This is a genomic window from Streptococcus sp. 4094, from assembly GCF_013277125.1.
Classification (GTDB): Bacteria; Bacillota; Bacilli; order Lactobacillales; family Streptococcaceae; genus Streptococcus.
This window is the reverse complement of record NZ_VMMI01000022.1, coordinates 28,599-45,636: the sequence shown is the minus strand read 5'-3', so window position 1 is coordinate 45,636 and position 17,038 is coordinate 28,599. Positions and strand designations below refer to the sequence as shown.

Annotated in this window: 18 protein-coding genes and 3 pseudogenes; 16 read left to right on the top strand and 5 right to left on the bottom strand. The window is 34.2% G+C overall.

Annotated features, from left to right (window positions below; all coding sequences use genetic code 11):
• Positions 1-143: 143 nt before the first annotated feature.
• Complete coding sequence (locus tag HT721_RS06175) at positions 144-461, bottom strand: DUF960 domain-containing protein (protein WP_061765502.1); 318 nt, start codon at positions 459-461, stop codon at positions 144-146.
• A gap of 359 nt (positions 462-820) precedes the next feature.
• Between HT721_RS06175 and rplM the strand changes: the two genes are divergently transcribed.
• From rplM to tnpA, 3 genes and pseudogenes are all read left to right on the top strand, one after another.
• Positions 821-1,267 carry a 50S ribosomal protein L13 gene (gene rplM, locus HT721_RS06170; RefSeq protein ID WP_001044624.1) on the top strand — a complete coding sequence of 149 codons (447 nt, stop codon included), beginning with the start codon at positions 821-823 and terminating at the stop codon, positions 1,265-1,267.
• Between the two features lie 18 nt (positions 1,268-1,285).
• Positions 1,286-1,678: a 30S ribosomal protein S9 gene (gene rpsI, locus HT721_RS06165; RefSeq protein ID WP_000075973.1), complete on the top strand. Its 393-nt coding sequence runs from the start codon at positions 1,286-1,288 to the stop codon at positions 1,676-1,678.
• Positions 1,679-2,081: 403 nt separating this feature from the next.
• Positions 2,082-2,596: pseudogene (gene tnpA / locus HT721_RS06160) on the top strand (IS200/IS605 family transposase).
• Positions 2,597-2,795: 199 nt separating this feature from the next.
• On the opposite strand, the gene HT721_RS06155 reads toward tnpA, so the two are convergent.
• The 3 genes from HT721_RS06155 to HT721_RS06145 all read right to left on the bottom strand — a co-directional run bounded on the left by HT721_RS06155 (position 2,796) and on the right by HT721_RS06145 (position 5,225).
• Entirely contained in the window at positions 2,796-3,398 is a 603-nt protein-coding gene (locus tag HT721_RS06155; protein WP_173213366.1) for a histidine phosphatase family protein, read from the bottom strand.
• A 9-nt stretch (positions 3,399-3,407) separates the two neighbouring features.
• Positions 3,408-4,247, bottom strand: a complete 840-nt coding sequence (locus HT721_RS06150) for an HAD family hydrolase (RefSeq protein WP_173213368.1) — start codon at positions 4,245-4,247, stop codon at positions 3,408-3,410.
• A gap of 96 nt (positions 4,248-4,343) precedes the next feature.
• Positions 4,344-5,225 (bottom strand): AraC family transcriptional regulator, encoded by an 882-nt coding sequence (locus HT721_RS06145; RefSeq protein ID WP_173213370.1) that lies wholly within the window; start codon positions 5,223-5,225, stop codon positions 4,344-4,346.
• 107 nt (positions 5,226-5,332) lie between these two features.
• Between HT721_RS06145 and HT721_RS06140 the strand changes: the two genes are divergently transcribed.
• The 13 genes and pseudogenes from HT721_RS06140 to HT721_RS11370 form a co-directional block, all read left to right on the top strand.
• A complete protein-coding gene (locus tag HT721_RS06140; protein WP_173213372.1) occupies positions 5,333-6,769 on the top strand; it encodes a glycoside hydrolase family 1 protein in 1,437 nt (478 codons plus the stop codon).
• Positions 6,770-6,845: 76 nt separating this feature from the next.
• Entirely contained in the window at positions 6,846-7,184 is a 339-nt protein-coding gene (locus tag HT721_RS06135) for a putative quinol monooxygenase (protein ID WP_173213374.1), read from the top strand.
• Positions 7,185-7,373: 189 nt separating this feature from the next.
• Positions 7,374-8,810: a 6-phospho-beta-glucosidase gene (locus tag HT721_RS06130; RefSeq protein WP_173213376.1), complete on the top strand. Its 1,437-nt coding sequence runs from the start codon at positions 7,374-7,376 to the stop codon at positions 8,808-8,810.
• Between the two features lie 51 nt (positions 8,811-8,861).
• Positions 8,862-9,101 (top strand): SemiSWEET transporter, encoded by a 240-nt coding sequence (locus tag HT721_RS06125; RefSeq protein ID WP_000580381.1) that lies wholly within the window; start codon positions 8,862-8,864, stop codon positions 9,099-9,101.
• Positions 9,102-9,230: 129 nt separating this feature from the next.
• The gene (locus HT721_RS06120; protein WP_173213378.1) at positions 9,231-9,545 is read left to right on the top strand and encodes a PTS cellobiose transporter subunit IIB; all 315 of its coding nucleotides are present in this window, start codon (positions 9,231-9,233) and stop codon (positions 9,543-9,545) included.
• A 123-nt stretch (positions 9,546-9,668) separates the two neighbouring features.
• Positions 9,669-11,642: a PRD domain-containing protein gene (locus HT721_RS06115; protein WP_173229319.1), complete on the top strand. Its 1,974-nt coding sequence runs from the start codon at positions 9,669-9,671 to the stop codon at positions 11,640-11,642.
• 9 nt (positions 11,643-11,651) lie between these two features.
• Entirely contained in the window at positions 11,652-11,966 is a 315-nt protein-coding gene (locus HT721_RS06110; protein ID WP_001070943.1) for a PTS cellobiose transporter subunit IIA, read from the top strand.
• 18 nt (positions 11,967-11,984) lie between these two features.
• The gene (locus HT721_RS06105; RefSeq protein WP_049511261.1) at positions 11,985-12,491 is read left to right on the top strand and encodes a hypothetical protein; all 507 of its coding nucleotides are present in this window, start codon (positions 11,985-11,987) and stop codon (positions 12,489-12,491) included.
• 79 nt (positions 12,492-12,570) lie between these two features.
• The gene (celB, locus tag HT721_RS06100; RefSeq protein ID WP_173213385.1) at positions 12,571-13,917 is read left to right on the top strand and encodes a PTS cellobiose transporter subunit IIC; all 1,347 of its coding nucleotides are present in this window, start codon (positions 12,571-12,573) and stop codon (positions 13,915-13,917) included.
• Positions 13,918-14,299: 382 nt separating this feature from the next.
• Positions 14,300-14,476, top strand: coding sequence for a hypothetical protein (locus HT721_RS06095; RefSeq protein ID WP_173213387.1), 177 nt, complete (start codon positions 14,300-14,302; stop codon positions 14,474-14,476).
• 395 nt (positions 14,477-14,871) lie between these two features.
• Positions 14,872-15,348 carry a type II toxin-antitoxin system antitoxin PezA gene (gene pezA / locus HT721_RS06085; RefSeq protein ID WP_025171938.1) on the top strand — a complete coding sequence of 159 codons (477 nt, stop codon included), beginning with the start codon at positions 14,872-14,874 and terminating at the stop codon, positions 15,346-15,348.
• Positions 15,348-16,109, top strand: coding sequence for a type II toxin-antitoxin system toxin PezT (gene pezT, locus HT721_RS06080; RefSeq protein ID WP_112444310.1), 762 nt, complete (start codon positions 15,348-15,350; stop codon positions 16,107-16,109). Before pezA ends, pezT begins: the two co-directional genes overlap by 1 nt.
• Positions 16,110-16,167: 58 nt before the next feature.
• Positions 16,168-16,307: pseudogene (locus tag HT721_RS11370) on the top strand (ATP-dependent Clp protease ATP-binding subunit); the annotation flags it as partial.
• Positions 16,308-16,327: 20 nt separating this feature from the next.
• On the opposite strand, the pseudogene HT721_RS11125 reads toward HT721_RS11370, so the two are convergent.
• Positions 16,328-16,718: pseudogene (locus tag HT721_RS11125) on the bottom strand (tyrosine-type recombinase/integrase); the annotation flags it as partial.
• Between the last annotated feature and the right edge of the window lie 320 nt (positions 16,719-17,038).

The window sequence follows — 17,038 nt, the reverse complement described above, 5'->3', positions numbered from 1 at the left end:
TCGAAAATCTCTTCAAACCACGTCAGCTTCGCCTTGCCGTAGGTATGGGTACTGACTTCGTCAGTTCTATCCACAACCTCAAAGCAGTGCTTTGAGCAACCTGCGGCTAGCTTCCTAGTTTGCTCTTTGATTTTCATTGAGTATTAAAATAGGTCATTTTCTTCTGGGAGGAGGATAGTCTCTCTACCATCCAGATCTAAAACCAGTACTCTCGGTGGATAAAGAGGGTCGAAAGGATGATTAAAGTCAAAATCAATAGCTGTAGGGAGATGTTGACTTGAAAAGTGGAAGGTAATTTTTCCATGGTTATTAAGCAATTGAAACTCAAGTTCTTCTTCCAATTCAAAGACATTTTTTAAGAAATGGTCGATGATATACCAAAAAGAGTCAATGACGTCATCAGGCAAGCTGGTAACAATGCCAAAACTAGCCGACCGCATCTGGGTATTGGTAAAAGCCATATTTTTGCCCCCTTTCTTTTCCCTTATCATACAGCAAATAGGATTAAAAATCAAGAAAAGGTGATTTTTGAAAAGGATTTTAGTTACAGGGAGAAATAGGGAAAAAATTCCCAAAAATCTATCGAAATTAATAGGTAAATTCTCAAATTAACTTGATTATATAACTTTCAGTTATTTTGAGAAGTTACGGTTTGGAAAAATATTTTTCATATCTATTGACTTTTAGGGGTGAAATTTGGTATTATAGTAGGCGGTATTGTTTACCCCATTTGAAAGGCCCCGGAACCTTCCAAATACTTTTCGATGGGAAGGAACACCCATCACCGTAAACAAAAATCGAACTATATATAGGAGAAATCATGAACAAAACAACATTTATGGCTAAACCAGGCCAAGTTGAACGTAAATGGTACGTAGTTGACGCAACTGATGTACCACTTGGACGTCTTTCTGCAGTAGTTGCTAGCGTACTTCGCGGAAAAAACAAACCAACATTTACACCACACACTGATACAGGTGACTTTGTGATTGTTATCAATGCTGAAAAAGTTAAATTGACTGGTAAAAAAGCAACTGATAAAATCTACTACACTCACTCAAACCACCCAGGTGGATTGAAACAAATCTCTGCAGGTGAACTTCGTTCTAAAAATGCAGTACGTTTGATCGAGAAATCAGTTAAAGGTATGCTTCCGCACAATACACTTGGACGCGCTCAAGGTATGAAGTTGAAAGTATTTGTTGGAGCTGAGCACACTCACGCTGCACAACAACCAGAAGTTCTTGACATTTCAGGACTTATCTAAGGAAAGGAACAATAAAGTATGTCACAAGCACAATATGCAGGTACTGGACGTCGTAAAAACGCTGTTGCACGCGTTCGCCTTGTTCCAGGAACTGGTAAAATCACTGTTAACAAAAAAGATGTTGAAGAGTACATCCCACACGCTGACCTTCGTCTTGTCATCAACCAACCATTTGCAGTTACTTCAACTGTAGGTTCATACGACGTTTTCGTTAACGTTGTAGGTGGTGGATACGCTGGTCAATCAGGAGCTATCCGTCACGGTATCGCTCGTGCCCTTCTTCAAGTAGACCCAGACTTCCGCGATTCATTGAAACGCGCAGGACTTCTTACACGTGACTCACGTAAAGTTGAACGTAAGAAACCAGGTCTTAAGAAAGCTCGTAAAGCATCACAATTTAGTAAACGTTAATTCGAAAGAATTACTATACTTATACAGAGCACCTTTCGGGGTGTTCTTTTTTTATACTTTCTTACTAAATTGGTGCAATTGACACAGTTGTTGCGACTTTAGTCGCTTACAAATGTGGCTACAACCTGACAAGGTCAGTTGCCTCAAAACGTTAATCAATACGATTATATCAACGTTTCAAAGCACTCAAAAGTTTATCTTATGGGTGCTTTTTTCGTGTTTTTTTGAAAAGTTTACCTTAAAGTTTACCTTATTATGTGACTTTCAGTCCGTCTCGCTCCGTTAGGTGCGAGACAAAAAAACCACCCGCTATGCGGGTGCGCGTCGAAGGTTATACCCCAAAAACTCCGAACGCGATACAATAAAGGTGTTCAAGCCAATTGTAAAGCGAAAGGAGAAAAATATGGCACAAAAGGCTCATAGTTTATCACACACAAAGTGGATGTGTTCTATCACATTGTGCTCACTCCTAAGTATAGATGAAAAGTCATTTATAATCACTATCGAAGCAGTTTGGGAGAAATATTCCGCCACTTATGTAGTTATAAAGGTGTTGAAATTATCGAGGGTCACTTAATGCCTGATCATGTACATATGTTAGTAAGTATTCCGTCGAGGATAAGTGTTTCAAGTTTTATGGGGTATTTAAAAGGTAAAAGTGCACTCATGATATTTGACAAACATGCCAATCTCAAATACAAGTTTGGGAATCGGCATTTTTGGGCGGAAGGTTATTATGTGAGTACGGTTGGACTCAATGAAGCCACAATTAAGAAATATATTCAAGATTAAAGAAATTATCCAGTGGATGATTTCTTCACGAGTATAAAAATTTGAGAACGAGTAAAGCATGATATAGCACTAGATAAATTGAGTGTAAAAGAATATGAGGATCCCTTTAGGGATAGTGGTAAGTAATACTAAAGCCTCTTTAAGAGACAAGTGACGAGTCAAGAGCAATGAGGCTTGAACAATGTGAAAGCCAGCGTTTTTAGGCGCTGGCTGGTAATTTGGGCTTATAGCCCTGTGACAAACCACCCGTTTGACGGGTGGTTATGATTGTCGTAGATGATAATGGTTAAAACTAACGGATGTAATAAATTAAATTATCTAATTTTTATTGAATAGAATTATTATTCCAGTTGCTAAAATCATGATTGATAACTTCTTCCAGATAAAAAATATCGTTAGAGTATGTGAATTTGAGAATACAACAATTTGTCATTCTATTGTTAATAGTTGTTTTTTCGTAATTTTCCCAGACTGTAGCAAAATTTCGAATAGCTGCTCCATGGGACACAATAAGGATAGAGTTGCCCTTAGCTTCCTTCATAAGCGAACAAATAGTGTTATTTATTCGCTCTTGTAATTCTAATTGAGATTCTCCACCATAATAGACGAAAAAGTTTTCGTAAGGAATAGATGGATTAAGTTCTTCACTTTCTCCTTCAAAAACACCAAAATTCCATTCTTTTAGACCTTTAATTCGTTTATAAGGCATTTTTCCATCGGTTACAATTTCTAAAGTGTCGCACGCGCGCTCAGATGTTGAACTAAAAGCACTGTCAAAGATAATTCCATGTTCTTTGAAATATTCACTTGCTACTTGAGCTTGGTATATCCCAAAGTCTGTTAGCGGAGAATCACACCAACCTTGTATAAGATGACGTTTGTTGAAAAGAGTTTGTCCATGACGCATTAAATAGAGAGTTTTCTTCATTTTAATATCCTACAGTAGATTAAGTTTTTTAAAGGCATTATAAAGTCCATCTTGTCTAACATCATCTGTTATAATATCAGCCATAGCTAGTATTTCAGGACCCCCATTACCCATAGCCACACCAATATGGCAGGTTTCGAGCATTGGAATATCAACTTTAGCATCACCGAAAGCAATTGTATCAGTATGATTCGCTCCTAAATGCTTAAGAATGATGTTAACAGCATGGGCTTTATTAATATCCTTTACCCCTAAGTCACCAAATAGAGCTGATTCTCCTCGGCCTCCCCAAGTACCAGCTTTTAGTTGCGGGAAAGCTTTTTTAGAATCTAAGTGATTTTGGTAGGAATGGAGAATAAAACTAATTTTATTAAGATCGTCTCGGTATAGTTCTCCACCATAAACTAATCCATGTAGCGCATCTTCTGGATCCATGTTTAAAATTTGGTCTTCACTAGCTCCTTTACCTAAGGCATAGATGCGGAGTATCTGTCTTGCAGCATCACGAAAATTACGGCTCGCAAATAATCCGTTATTACTTTCAAGATAGAACTCTAATCCTCTTGATTCAAGCCAATCAACAACTTGTTTGGCAGTCTCATACGGAATCAGTTGATGCATGAGAACTTGATTTTTGTACTCTATGTAGGAACCATTTCCTCCAATGATACCATCGAAGCCAATATCTAAAATTTTGTTTGGCATCTCAGCTTTACTTCGTCCAGTGCAAAGGAATACTAGATGTCCATTTTTACGTGATTGTTGGATAGCTATTTTAGCTGAATCGGGTATGTGGTTATCGTAGTCAACAATGGTCCCGTCAACATCAAGGAAGATAATTTTTTTCATACTTTTACTCCATTTTTTAGTTTGATTTTACAGTATGATAATGAATCTTTCTACTGCTATTCTAGCCAATTGTAATACTTTTCTATGGTAAAATATCTATTTTTCCATTTCTTCTCTATATTTTCGAGGAGTAGTTTTATAAATTTTTTTGAATTGGCGATTAAAGTTTGATAAGTTTTTAAAACCTACCTCTGAGGCAATTTCTAGAACAGAGAGAGTAGAGTGTTGAAGAAGTTCAGTAGCTTTACGTAAACGGAAGTGGATGAGATAGTCCATACAACTAACTCCTAAATTTTTTTTAAAGAAATTCATAAAGTGTGTTGGACTATACCCACATAGTTTTGCTAGAAGATTAATTGATAAATCTTCCTGATAGTGTTCGCTTATATAATCGATAATTGTTCTAATTTTTTCTTCTCTACGATAACCATCTATTGATTGTTTACTTGAATAAACGTAATTATATTGAAAGAGAAGATGAAGAAGTTTTAGTAACTCACTTTTTAATTCTAGTTCAAAAAATGTCTTTCTATAGTATCCTATTTCCATTGAATTAATTAGTGTTTGTCTAATTTCTGTATAACCAGGTTGATTAGGTTTAATCACACGTTTAAAGTCTAGTTGTCCATTATATAGGGGGTGTAAGTAATGAATTGCTGCAAAATCTTTTGTAGAATAACCAATTAAGTCTAATTGAAAGTTGATTGCATCCATGTAGTGATAAGTATGTTCAATTGGATGTATAGAATGTAAGGCATTAGGACGAATTAAAATAATATATCCTTTCTCACTGTTAAAATAGTCTGTATCTATATGGAATCTTGCTTGTCCTTCGTGTACATATATGATTTCCATATCTGTATGCCAGTGAAAAAGAATATCAGGTAGACCATCTTCCATAATAGTCCGGGTAAGAGAATAGGGAATTAATTCATTTTTATAAGGCGTGTTTTTATGTAGTTGTCCAAGATCAATCATAGGTTTCCTCTTAATAGGATAGTATCGTTTTTTGCTATTATTGTGCAAGATTTGTCACTTTTATTTAATTATAATATAAGTATAGAAAAAAACAAAGGAGAAAATAAATGAGTAAATTTCCTAAAGAATTTTTATGGGGTGGAGCTACAGCAGCTAATCAGTATGAGGGTGCTTATAATGTAGGTGGTAAAGGTTTATCGGTTCAGGATGTGACACCTAGGGGTGGAATTCCAGTAAGTGATAATGATCTAAATCCATTCATTACAGAACTACCTACAGAAGATAATCTCAAATTGGAAGGAATTGATTTTTATCACCGTTATAAAGAAGATGTTGCATTATTTGCAGAAATGGGATTTAAGGTATTTAGAACATCGATTGCATGGTCTCGTATTTTTCCAAATGGTGACGAATTGGAACCAAATGAAGAAGGTTTACAGTTTTATGATAATCTTTTTGACGAATTAGCTAAATATGGTATCGAACCTTTAGTAACATTATCCCATTATGAAACTCCACTTCACTTGGCTAGAAAATATAATGGATGGGTTAATCGTAATTTGATTGGTTTTTATGAGCGCTATGTAAGAACTGTTTTCAATCGTTATAAAAATAAAGTCAAATATTGGTTGACTTTTAACGAAATCAACTCTGTTTTACATGTTCCTTTTATAAGTGGTGGTATTGCAACTCCAGTCGAGAAATTATATAAACAAGATCTTTATCAAGCGGTTCATCATGAGTTAGTTGCATCCGCTTTGGCAACGAAAGTTGGACATGAAATCAATCCAGAATTTAAAATTGGATGCATGGTTTTGGCTATGCCAACATATCCTATGACACCGAAGCCAGAAGATGTGCTGGCTGCGCGTGAATTTGAGAATCAGAATTATCTATTTTCAGATATTCATGCTCGCGGTAAATATCCTAAATATATTCAAAGATTCTTTAAAGAAAATGATATCAATATCAAATTTGAATCAGGGGATAAGGAGTTATTAGCTGAAAATACTGTGGATTTTATTTCTTTCTCTTATTATATGAGTTCGGTTCAAGCACATGATCCTGAAAATTATCAATCAGGCATTGGAAATTTATTGGGAGGAATTGCTAATCCTTATTTGGGAAGTTCAGAATGGGGTTGGCAAGTTGACCCTATTGGTTTACGTATAGTGTTGAATAATCTTTATGATCGTTATCAGTTGCCGTTGTTTATTGTTGAAAATGGTTTGGGTGCTAAAGACGTTCTAATTGAAGGTGCGGATGGACCTACTGTTGATGATGACTATAGAATTGATTATCTCAAAAAACATCTACAACAAGTAGGTGAAGCTATTGAGGATGGAGTAGAATTGTTAGGTTATACTACATGGGGATGTATTGATTTAGTATCAGCTTCAACGGCCCAGATGAGTAAGCGTTATGGATTTATTTATGTTGATAGAAATGATGATGGATCTGGAACATTAAATCGCTATAAGAAAAAATCATTTTATTGGTATAAAGAAGTGATTGAAAGTAATGGCGAAACGTTAGATAATTAGTTCATAAAAAACAAGTTTAGATCCTCATCTAAACTTGTTTTTTAAAAATTTGAAGGATGATTTTGGAGGATATGAGATGACATTGACTATTCATGTATATTATAAAGGAGATGGAGAAAACGCAATAAAGTTTGCAAGAGAAATGCTTGAATCAGGGATTGTTGCAGAAATTAGAAATCAAAAAGGCAACTTGAAATACGAATATTTTTTACCAATTGAAAAAGAAGGAACTATTCTTCTTATTGATCAGTGGACAAATCAAGAAGCTTTAGATGAACATCATCAATCAAAGACAATGCAGAAAATCTTAGATTTAAGAACAAAATATCACTTGCAGATGCAAGTTGAACGTTATATAGAAGATGATTCTGGGATACCAGAAAGCGATAAGTCGTTTATAGACATGGGGGATTAGAATTATTGTGAGAGTTTTTGTAGTTTGAAAGTATTGCAAATCGTAAAGATATCATTACGAGAATACAAGAAGATATTGTTCTATTTCCATTTGAAATTACTTCTTTCCTTAACAATAAGGAAAAAGAATGCGTTCTCATCTTTTGGTTTGAGGTTTATAATAAGAGTATCAAAGTCAGGAGGAAAAAAGATGACTACTTTTAAAGATGGATTTTTATGGGGTGGAGCTGTTGCTGCTCATCAACTTGAAGGCGGATGGCAAGAAGGTGGCAAGGGAATTAGTGTTGCTGATGTTATGACTGCTGGTCGCCATGGAGTAGCTCGTGAAATTACTTCGGGAGTTTTAGAGGGTAAATATTATCCAAATCATGAGGCGATAGATTTTTATCATCGTTATAAAGAAGACATAGCACTTTTTGCTGAAATGGGATTTAAGTGCTTCCGTACCTCTATTGCATGGACACGTATCTTTCCAAAAGGTGATGAGTTAGAGCCGAATGAGGAAGGATTACAGTTTTATGATAATCTTTTTGATGAATGCTTAAAGAATGGTATTGAACCTGTCATCACTCTATCTCATTTTGAAATGCCTTACCACTTAGTGACCGAATATGGTGGTTGGAAAAATAGGAAATTGATTGATTTCTTTGCTCGTTTTGCAGAAGTCGTATTTAAACGTTACAAAGATAAGGTTAAATATTGGATGACTTTCAATGAAATCAATAATCAAGCGAATTATCAGGAAGATTTTGCACCATTTACTAACTCAGGTATTGTATATGAGGAAGGTGATAATAGAGAAGCAATTATGTATCAAGCAGCACATTACGAATTAGTTGCTTCTGCACGAGCTGTAAAAATTGGTCATGAGATTAATCCAGATTTTCAAATAGGTTGTATGATTGCGATGTGTCCAATTTATCCAGCTACTTGCAATCCTAAGGATATCTTAATGGCAATGAAAGCTATGCAGAAACGTTATTATTTTGCTGATGTGCATGTTTTAGGTAAATATCCTGAACATATTTTTAAGTATTGGGAACGAAAAGGTATTTCAGTTGATTTTACAGAGCAGGATAAAGAAGATTTACTTGGTGGGACTGTAGATTACATTGGTTTCAGTTACTACATGTCCTTTGCTATCGATTCTCATCGTGAAAATAATCCTTATTTTGATTATCTTGAAACAGAGGATTTAGTAAAAAATAATTATGTTAAGGCTTCTGAATGGGAGTGGCAAATTGATCCAGAAGGTTTGCGTTATGCGTTAAATTGGTTTACAGACCACTATCACTTACCACTCTTTATTGTTGAAAATGGTTTTGGAGCTATAGATCAAGTTGCAGCAGATGGTATGGTACATGATGATTATAGAATTGAATATCTAGGTGCCCATATTCGTGAAATGAAAAAGGCTGTAGTTGAAGATGGTGTTGATTTAATGGGTTATACTCCATGGGGATGTATTGATTTGGTTTCAGCTGGTACCGGTGAAATGCGGAAACGTTATGGCTTTATTTATGTAGATAAAGATGATAATGGGAAGGGAAGTTATAATCGTTCCCCGAAAAAATCTTTTGGCTGGTATAAGGAAGTTATTTCATCTAATGGCGAATCAGTAGAATAGTGTAAACAAACTGAGGTTATTCTCAGTTTGTTTAGTAAATTGGGGTAACATATGATTGGAAGTATTGCAGCAATTTTAACAACATTTGCATTTTTACCACAAGTTTTTCGTGTAGTTAAGACAAAGGATACGGAATCTATTGCTCTAGGTATGTATGTTATGCAAGTTATTGGTATTGCATTGTGGCTTGCTCATGGTATTCGTATAGGTGACTTACCTTTGATTTTAGCAAATAGTGTTTCATTTCTATTTTCAGGAATAATTTTATTTTATAAATTGAAGTATAAATAATTTTTTTCCATATCATTTAGGAAAATGAGGGAATTGTCATTGAAAACGCTTTATCTTATAATGAGATTAGATAACAAATAAGCCAACTTAGCACAGCTTTGATTGGATTTAAGAAAAGGAGAAAATATTATGGCAAAAGCTTTAATTATTTGTGCAGCAGGAATGTCTTCATCACTTATGGCAAAAAAAACCACAGAATTTCTAAAAGGAAAAGGGAAAGATATTGTGGTTGATGCTATTAGTGCTACTGAAGGAGGGAAAGCTATCGCAGCAGCGGATTTTGATTTATATCTTGTTAGTCCTCAAACAAAAATGTACTTTAAGCAATTTGAAGAGGCTGGTTCTAAAGCAGGAAAACCAGTTGTACAAATACCTCCTCAAGCATATATTCCTATTCCAATTGGTATTGAAAAAATGACCAATTTGATTCTTGAGAATATTTAATAAACATATAAAATGCCATTAAATATTTAAGTTAAGCTAAATTGTTTTGAGTTTGATATAAACTGATTTAAGTGTATAATATGCTTTAATATATGAAAACCTACGTTTTAGGAGGGAATAAATGTGTTAAACATTAAGGAGAAAGATATCCTTCAATTTTTAATAAAAAATAAGGAGCGTTTTGTTACAAGCAAAGAACTGGCAGAATATTTATCCTGTTCAGATAGAACTGTTCGTAATGCACTGAAACTAATTGAGAAGACCATGATAATTCAAGGCGTCCAGTTGATTTCAAAACAAGGTCAAGGGTATCAAATATTTTTTGAAAATCAAGGCGCTTACCAGGAGTTTAGACAAACTTATGAACTGGAAGAAGACTATACGAAAACTGCGGTTTCAAAAGGTGATGATCGTTTAGTATTTATCTTAAATAAATTATTATTTGAGCAAGTTCCAGTTCTTTTTGATGATTTAGCTGATGAACTTTACGTTAGTCGTTCAACATTATCTCATGATTTCAAAAAGATACGAGTGATGTTATCAGAGTGTAATTTGTCTATTGAGAGTAGGGCGAATAAAGGAGTCTATGTCTCAGGTGAGGAACGTGATAAACGACGTTTTATCATGCATTATTTCCTAGAGAATCAATTTTTTAAAACAATACATTGCTATGTAAAATTTAACTTTTTTGATCAAACTGTACCATTAGAAGAATTTGCTAGAATTGTTTTGGATGAATGCCAAGAGGCCAACCTAAAACTATCTGATTTTGTACTACAGAACTTAGTAGTTCACATAGCATTGTCTATGATTCGTTTAAAATCCGGATTTGAAATAAAAAATATAGACTGTCAGATGACTGATGATGCAATAGAGAGAAAGGTTGCCCAAAGAATTCTTTCTAAAGTAAGTCAAGTAACAAATCAGGAATTTCCAGTTCAGGAAATAGACTACATTACTTTGCATTTGTTAGCTAAGAGTCAACAATGTCAAAAAAATCAGAAGAATATTTCTGAAGAAGTTTTAAAAAAATCTTTATTTAAAACATTTCAGGATTTAGGATTAGATGATATGTATAACTTTTCTTCAGATTTCCAACTAATTGAAGGATTGATAACTCATCTAATGACACTACAAGTACGTTTAGAAAGTCGGATCATCTTAAATAACCCTTTGGTAGATGAAATTAAACAGAATTATAGTGATATATTCTTTATGACTAGAGAAATTCTTGCAAATATGGATATGTTCATAGAGTGGTCAATATCAGATGATGAAATAGCATATGTAAGTCTTCACTTTTTAGCTGCTATGGAACGTAGCAAAGAGAGTACTAAGTTTAATATTCTTGCTATTTGTGCAACGGGATTTGGTGCAGCCCAAATGTTAAGAAATCGTTTGGAAACGGAGTTTGGGAACCGAGTAGAAGTTGTTGATGTAATAGGCTATTATGAATTGAATCAAGAAAAACTTAGAGGAATAGATTTTATAGTATCAGCTGTTGATTTATCGAATCTATATTTTCAAATTCCAGTTTTTAAAGTTAGTGTATTTCTTAAGAGTGATGAGATAGAAATGATTCGAAAATCTATGAATCAGATGCAAGTTTCTAGTCATGTACAATCATCAAAGATTAACAAGTTTGAAAATACTAGCTTTAGACAGTATTTCAGTAAAGAAAATTTTTTAATATGTACTGAATCAGACAAGGTAAATTTACTTGAAAAGATGGTTGAGGGTTTATCTGTTGGTGAATCAAGTGAGTTTGAACAATCTTTACTTTATGGAATTAAACAGCGAGAAGAATTAAGTTCAGTTGTTTTTTCTGAAAAAATTGCAGTTCCGCATCCTATTCAACCCTTTGGTACAGAGGGAAAGGTTTCGATTGCAATTTGTAAAGATTCGTTACTCTGGGATAATCAAAGTTCACATGTCCAGCTAGTATTTCTTCTATCTCCATCAATATATGGGAACGAAGGTTTGGCAACTGTGACTAAAAAGATAGTCTCTCTGACAGAGAATGATGAATTGCAAAATCAGCTAATATCTTGCAATAACTTTGAAGATTTTATTAACATATTTGAGAAGATAAAATAGGAGGTTCATATGAATCAAGAGGAACTGCAGGTTGCAGCATTTGAAATTATCCTGCATTCGGGAAATGCAAGGTCAGAAATACATGAAGCATTTGCAAAAATGAGAGAAGGTAGTTTTGATGATGCAGAAAGTAAATTAAATCAATCAAATGAGATAATTCTTGAAGCGCATCATGCACAAACCAAACTCTTGCAAGAATACGCAAGTGGAGTGGAAATTAAAATTGAAATTATCATGGTACATGCTCAAGATCATTTAATGACCACTATGACATTATTAGAAGTAGCAAAGGAAATGTTAGCTCTTTATAAGAAAGTTAACTAAATATAAGGAGGGAATGATATGGATAGAAAAGAACGACAAAAAATTGAACAACAACGTCGAGAGATGGCTCTAACTAATACTTTTTTCAATCGATATCTTCTTCTACGTTATTCAATAGCACTCTTCTTTTTTGGAAATGTTTATTGGCTTTTGAATCAGTTTATTAGTCCCTCGCTTATTATTATTTTCCCCATTATGCTCATAGTATTTTCTATTTTAGCAACTGTTGAACAATTTAAACTTTATGGAAATAGGAAAGAAAAGTTGGGAATAACACTAATGTTTGTTAGAATACAAATGCTTATTTCAATAGGATTACTTGTTTTAACTTGGACAAGTTGGTTTACGAATCTTTTTCCGATTTTTGAAAATAACCAAGTAGCACGTTTATTTGTTTTTGTAGTTCTTCTATTAGGTTTAGTTCTGAGTTTGTTAGACATTAGAAGAATTAAAAAAATTTATAAACGAACAGATAAGGCTTATCAACAATTTGTCCAATTGGAAAAGAACTCACTTAGTTTATAATCCTGATCTAGTATCATTTGTATTTGAAACTAGTCTTCAAAAAGTAAAAATTATTATGTTTTATTAAGGAGGTCTATTTATGGATCAACAAAACGGGTTGTTTGGTTTCCTTGAAAACCATGTTATGGAACCAATGGGCAAACTTGCCCAGTTTAAAGTAGTACGTGCTATCACGGCTGCTGGTATGGCAGCTGTACCATTTACTATTGTAGGATCAATGTTTTTGGTATTCAGTATTTTGCCACAAGCTTTCTCATTTTGGCCAATTGTGGCAGATATTTTCTCTGCTTCATTTGATAAATTCACATCACTTTACATGGTTGCAAATTATGCGACTATGGGTTCTCTATCTCTTTATTTTGTTCTTTCACTTGCATATGAATTGACAAAAATTTATGCAGAGGAAGAAGAACTCAATATGAATCCTCTTAATGGTGCCTTGCTCGCCTTGATGGCTTTTGTCATGACAGTACCTCAAATCATTTTTGATGGTGGAATGATGAAGACTGTGACAAGTCTAAAAGAAGGTGCAGTAATTGCAGATGGATGGGCAATGGGAAATGGAGTCACACGTTTTGGGACAACAGGGATTTTTACCGCAATCATTATGGCAATTGTGACTGTTCTTATTTATCGTATGTGTGTTAAACATAATTGGGTTATTAAAATGCCTGAAGCTGTTCCAGAAGGAGTTTCTCGTGGATTTACCGCTTTGGTTCCGGGATTTGTTGTTGCATTTGTTGTTATCTTTATCAATGGTCTTCTTGTAGCAATGGGAACAGATATTTTTAAAGTCATTGCAATTCCATTTGGTTTTGTATCCAATCTGACTAATTCATGGATTGGTTTAATGATTATTTATCTATTGACTCAACTACTTTGGATTGTAGGTATCCACGGTGCTAACATTGTTTTTGCATTTGTTAGTCCAATTGCTCTTGCTAATATGGCTGAAAATGCTGCTGGCGGGCACTTCGCTGTTGCAGGTGAATTTTCTAATATGTTTGTAATTGCAGGTGGTTCTGGTGCAACTTTAGGCCTATGTTTATATATTGCTTTTGCCTCTAAATCTGAACAGCTTAAAGCAATAGGACGAGCATCTGTAGTTCCAGCCTTATTTAATATTAATGAACCATTAATTTTTGGATTACCTATTATCTATAATCCAGCCTTGGCTATACCATTTATTTTAGCACCAATGGTTACTGCTACTATTTATTACGTAGCGAATTCTCTAAACTTTATTAAGCCAATTATCGCACAGGTTCCATGGCCAACTCCAGTAGGGATTGGAGCTTTCTTAGGGACAGCAGATCTTCGAGCTGTATTAGTTGCTCTCGTTTGTGCATTTGCAGCATTCTTAGTTTATCTCCCATTCATCCGTGTATATGATCAAAAACTAGTGAAAGAAGAGCAAGGCATTTAATAAGAAAAAAAGTATATTCGATGATAGAATCCATATAGTTTAAATAATGAATGTTAACATTAGCAGTGAAGAAATCTTTTTAAGTTATTCTTCTCTGCTTTTTCATTTTATTTTTTTGCTATGTAGGGTATGAAGCAAAATAGAAAGTAGTTCGAATAGTTGATAAACAGGGAACTGCTGTTACTTTAAAAAAACAATACAGTAAAGTATGTTATCGTAGAATACGATACAATAGTAAAAAAGCAAAAAGAACGCGTTTTCATCTTTGAGTTTGAAGTTTATAAAATAGGCTAAATGTGCTGAAATTTAGAGATTACAGACAAAATAAAATATTTAAAAGCTACATAGAAACATGGTATAATGTAACTAAAGGAGGTAGCATATGTCCTTAGATATAGATAAAGAAAAGATGACAATCATGGGAGTAGCTTTTGAAAACCGCTCCGTTTTTAAGAGTGTTTGGTATGCTTTAAGTACAAATATGATTGAAGGATGGCGACCTACGGTTAGTGATGTTGAAAAATTACGAGATGAAGCTCTTGGTCTGGGGATGGCTTAATGAAGCGTAAATGTTATAATTCTTATGACTATATTGATCCAGATAATTTATATACCTATCCAGATTCTTCAGTTCTAAGAAATAAGCAGGAAGAACGAGATGAACAAAAAGCACGTGAGCTTGAATATCGTATGGTTGCTAGTAAGAGTTTGAAATTATTTATCAATCCTATCCCAGTTTATAGTGTAGAAGATATATTGAAAATTCATCAATTTTTGTTTGAAGATATGTATCATTGGGCAGGTGAATTTAGAAAAGTCAATATTTCAAAAAGTGGTAATGCTTTTATGCCGATTCAGTCTTTCGATACAGCAATAAAGTTTTTTATAACGCACCAAAAATGGTGCGTTTCTATTTTTTTTGCTATAATAGAAATAAATAAAAGGAGGACTCTCATGATTGGAGAAAATATAAAAACATTACGTAAAACACATGATCTCACCCAACCTGAATTCGCAAAGATTATTGGCATCTCTCGAAATAGCCTGAGTCGTTATGAGAATGGGACAAGTTCAGTTTCGACAGAATTAGTAGATCGTATCTGCAAAAAATTTAATGTTTCCTATATCGATATCGTAGGGGAGGAAAAAATGCTCACACCAGTAGAAGATTATCAGTTAACATTAAAAATAGAATTGATAAAGGAAAGAGGAGCAAATATCTTAGCGCAACTTTATCGTTTTCAAGATGAACAAGGAATTAAATTTGATGATAGTTCTAATCCTTGGGTTCTAATGAGCGATGATCTTTCTGATTTGATTAACACGAAGATTTATCTTGTTGCAACTTTTGAGGATGTAGAGCGATATAATGGCTATTTGGATGGCATTGAACGTGTGCTAGAACAAGCTAGTCATCTAGTGGTGGCTTAATGAAATTAGATAAATTTAGCCAGGATGACTTTATTAAAGCCTCTAATCGACTCATTCGTTCTTTAACTCGTGGAAAAACAACTTCATCTCAGCCTAAGGCTATTTTGCTTGGTGGACAGAGTGGTGCTGGTAAGACAACGATTCATCGTATTAAACAAAGGGAATTTCAAGGAAATATTATTATCATTGATGGAGATAGTTATCGCTCTTTTCATCCGAACTACCTTGGTCTACAGGAAAAGTATGGTAAAGATAGTGTGGATTATACCAAAGTATTTGCAGGCCAAATGGTTGAATATCTTGTAGATGAATTGAGTAAACAAGGTTATCATTTATTAATCGAAGGTACCTTGAGAACGACCGAAGTTCCTCGTAAAACAGCACAATTATTGACAGCTAGAGGCTATCAAGTCTCACTTGCACTGATTGCGACTAAGCCAGAATTGTCCTATCTCAGTACTTTGATACGTTATGAGGAGCTCTACGCTATAGATCCTAGTCAAGCTAGAGCGACTCCTAAAACACACCATGATGGAATTGTAGGACATTTGGTTGGTAACTTACGGGAGTTGGAAAAGGAAGAACTTTTTAGACAAATTCAAATTTATCAAAGAGATCAATCGTGTGTTTATGATTCGCAAGTAGATCAAACCTCAGCAGCAGAAGTTCTACAAGAATGCCTCTTTGGAAAATGGAACACGGTGGAAGAAGAGATGTTGAAGATAGGACAGGAAAGGTTGAGGGAGTTAGGTGATAATTGATATGTGATGCAGGGGTAATTTATTTCGATGAATCGACAGTAATAGTTTTTTTATAGAAGCTAAATATTTATTGTCCAGGGGAACAAATATTGTATTGATTGATGACTTTGATAAAGTAAATACTGCTTTATACAATGTTAGTATCAAATGTTTGATAAGGGAAAGTTGGAAGATATAAATTACTTGGTAGATGTTTCCATAGGGTAAAATTCACACCATTACTTTTTAAGATTGCGATAAGCAATATCTCCAACTGTCATAGGAACTACATTAGAAGTATTTACATAAACCTGTGTTGTTCCTGTGTCACTGTGTGTTAGAGCTTCAGAAATAGCTTCTAAGCTCATTCCTGCTTGTTTGGCAAGTGTCGCTCCTGTATGTCGCAGTTTATGAGGTGTAGCATGTGCCGGCTCTTTATGTCACTTTCTGATGCTTTTCATTTTATTGTTTAGATAGTCGGCATGTAAAGGTTTGTTGATGTTTCCTTTGGTGTCGATATATGTAAATAAATTGTTCTGGATTACTGAGGGTGCCAAACTTTGATAGTTCGTATTTTTGTTATTTTTCCCAAGAGGTAAGAAGCTGAAGTAAGTCATTAGAAATAGAGAAAATAAGACCAAAAAACCTATTTCAGGAGAAAATGAAGGAAATATTTCCATAATAAAACGCATACTATCAAGTTTTTTCAATACCTGATAGTATGCGTTTTTAGGATTTTAAAGCCTGATTGCTCAGTCTCTTTTTCATTATAATTTAGTTATAATTTAATCTTATTTGAAAAAGTGGGTGATGCTTTTCTTTAACAAGACTATGATGATAGTACTTCCAAAAGTTATAGATCCCATGTTATCTTTCAAGTATCAGTGTTCTAAATTCGCTATATCTTGTTAGGGTTTTGGTAGAATCATTGATAACAGACTGTTGCAAAT

What these genes read in the sequence shown, in the direction of transcription:
- HT721_RS06175 (WP_061765502.1), bottom strand. Translation starts at nt 461, where the DNA reads ATGGCTTTTACCAATACCCAGATGCGGTCGGCTAGTTTTGGCATTGTT.
- rplM (WP_001044624.1), top strand. Translation starts at nt 821, where the DNA reads ATGAACAAAACAACATTTATGGCTAAACCAGGCCAAGTTGAACGTAAA.
- rpsI (WP_000075973.1), top strand. Translation starts at nt 1,286, where the DNA reads ATGTCACAAGCACAATATGCAGGTACTGGACGTCGTAAAAACGCTGTT.
- HT721_RS06155 (WP_173213366.1), bottom strand. Translation starts at nt 3,398, where the DNA reads ATGAAGAAAACTCTCTATTTAATGCGTCATGGACAAACTCTTTTCAAC.
- HT721_RS06150 (WP_173213368.1), bottom strand. Translation starts at nt 4,247, where the DNA reads ATGAAAAAAATTATCTTCCTTGATGTTGACGGGACCATTGTTGACTAC.
- HT721_RS06145 (WP_173213370.1), bottom strand. Translation starts at nt 5,225, where the DNA reads ATGATTGATCTTGGACAACTACATAAAAACACGCCTTATAAAAATGAA.
- HT721_RS06140 (WP_173213372.1), top strand. Translation starts at nt 5,333, where the DNA reads ATGAGTAAATTTCCTAAAGAATTTTTATGGGGTGGAGCTACAGCAGCT.
- HT721_RS06135 (WP_173213374.1), top strand. Translation starts at nt 6,846, where the DNA reads ATGACATTGACTATTCATGTATATTATAAAGGAGATGGAGAAAACGCA.
- HT721_RS06130 (WP_173213376.1), top strand. Translation starts at nt 7,374, where the DNA reads ATGACTACTTTTAAAGATGGATTTTTATGGGGTGGAGCTGTTGCTGCT.
- HT721_RS06125 (WP_000580381.1), top strand. Translation starts at nt 8,862, where the DNA reads ATGATTGGAAGTATTGCAGCAATTTTAACAACATTTGCATTTTTACCA.
- HT721_RS06120 (WP_173213378.1), top strand. Translation starts at nt 9,231, where the DNA reads ATGGCAAAAGCTTTAATTATTTGTGCAGCAGGAATGTCTTCATCACTT.
- HT721_RS06110 (WP_001070943.1), top strand. Translation starts at nt 11,652, where the DNA reads ATGAATCAAGAGGAACTGCAGGTTGCAGCATTTGAAATTATCCTGCAT.
- HT721_RS06105 (WP_049511261.1), top strand. Translation starts at nt 11,985, where the DNA reads ATGGATAGAAAAGAACGACAAAAAATTGAACAACAACGTCGAGAGATG.
- celB (WP_173213385.1), top strand. Translation starts at nt 12,571, where the DNA reads ATGGATCAACAAAACGGGTTGTTTGGTTTCCTTGAAAACCATGTTATG.
- HT721_RS06095 (WP_173213387.1), top strand. Translation starts at nt 14,300, where the DNA reads ATGTCCTTAGATATAGATAAAGAAAAGATGACAATCATGGGAGTAGCT.
- pezA (WP_025171938.1), top strand. Translation starts at nt 14,872, where the DNA reads ATGATTGGAGAAAATATAAAAACATTACGTAAAACACATGATCTCACC.
- pezT (WP_112444310.1), top strand. Translation starts at nt 15,348, where the DNA reads ATGAAATTAGATAAATTTAGCCAGGATGACTTTATTAAAGCCTCTAAT.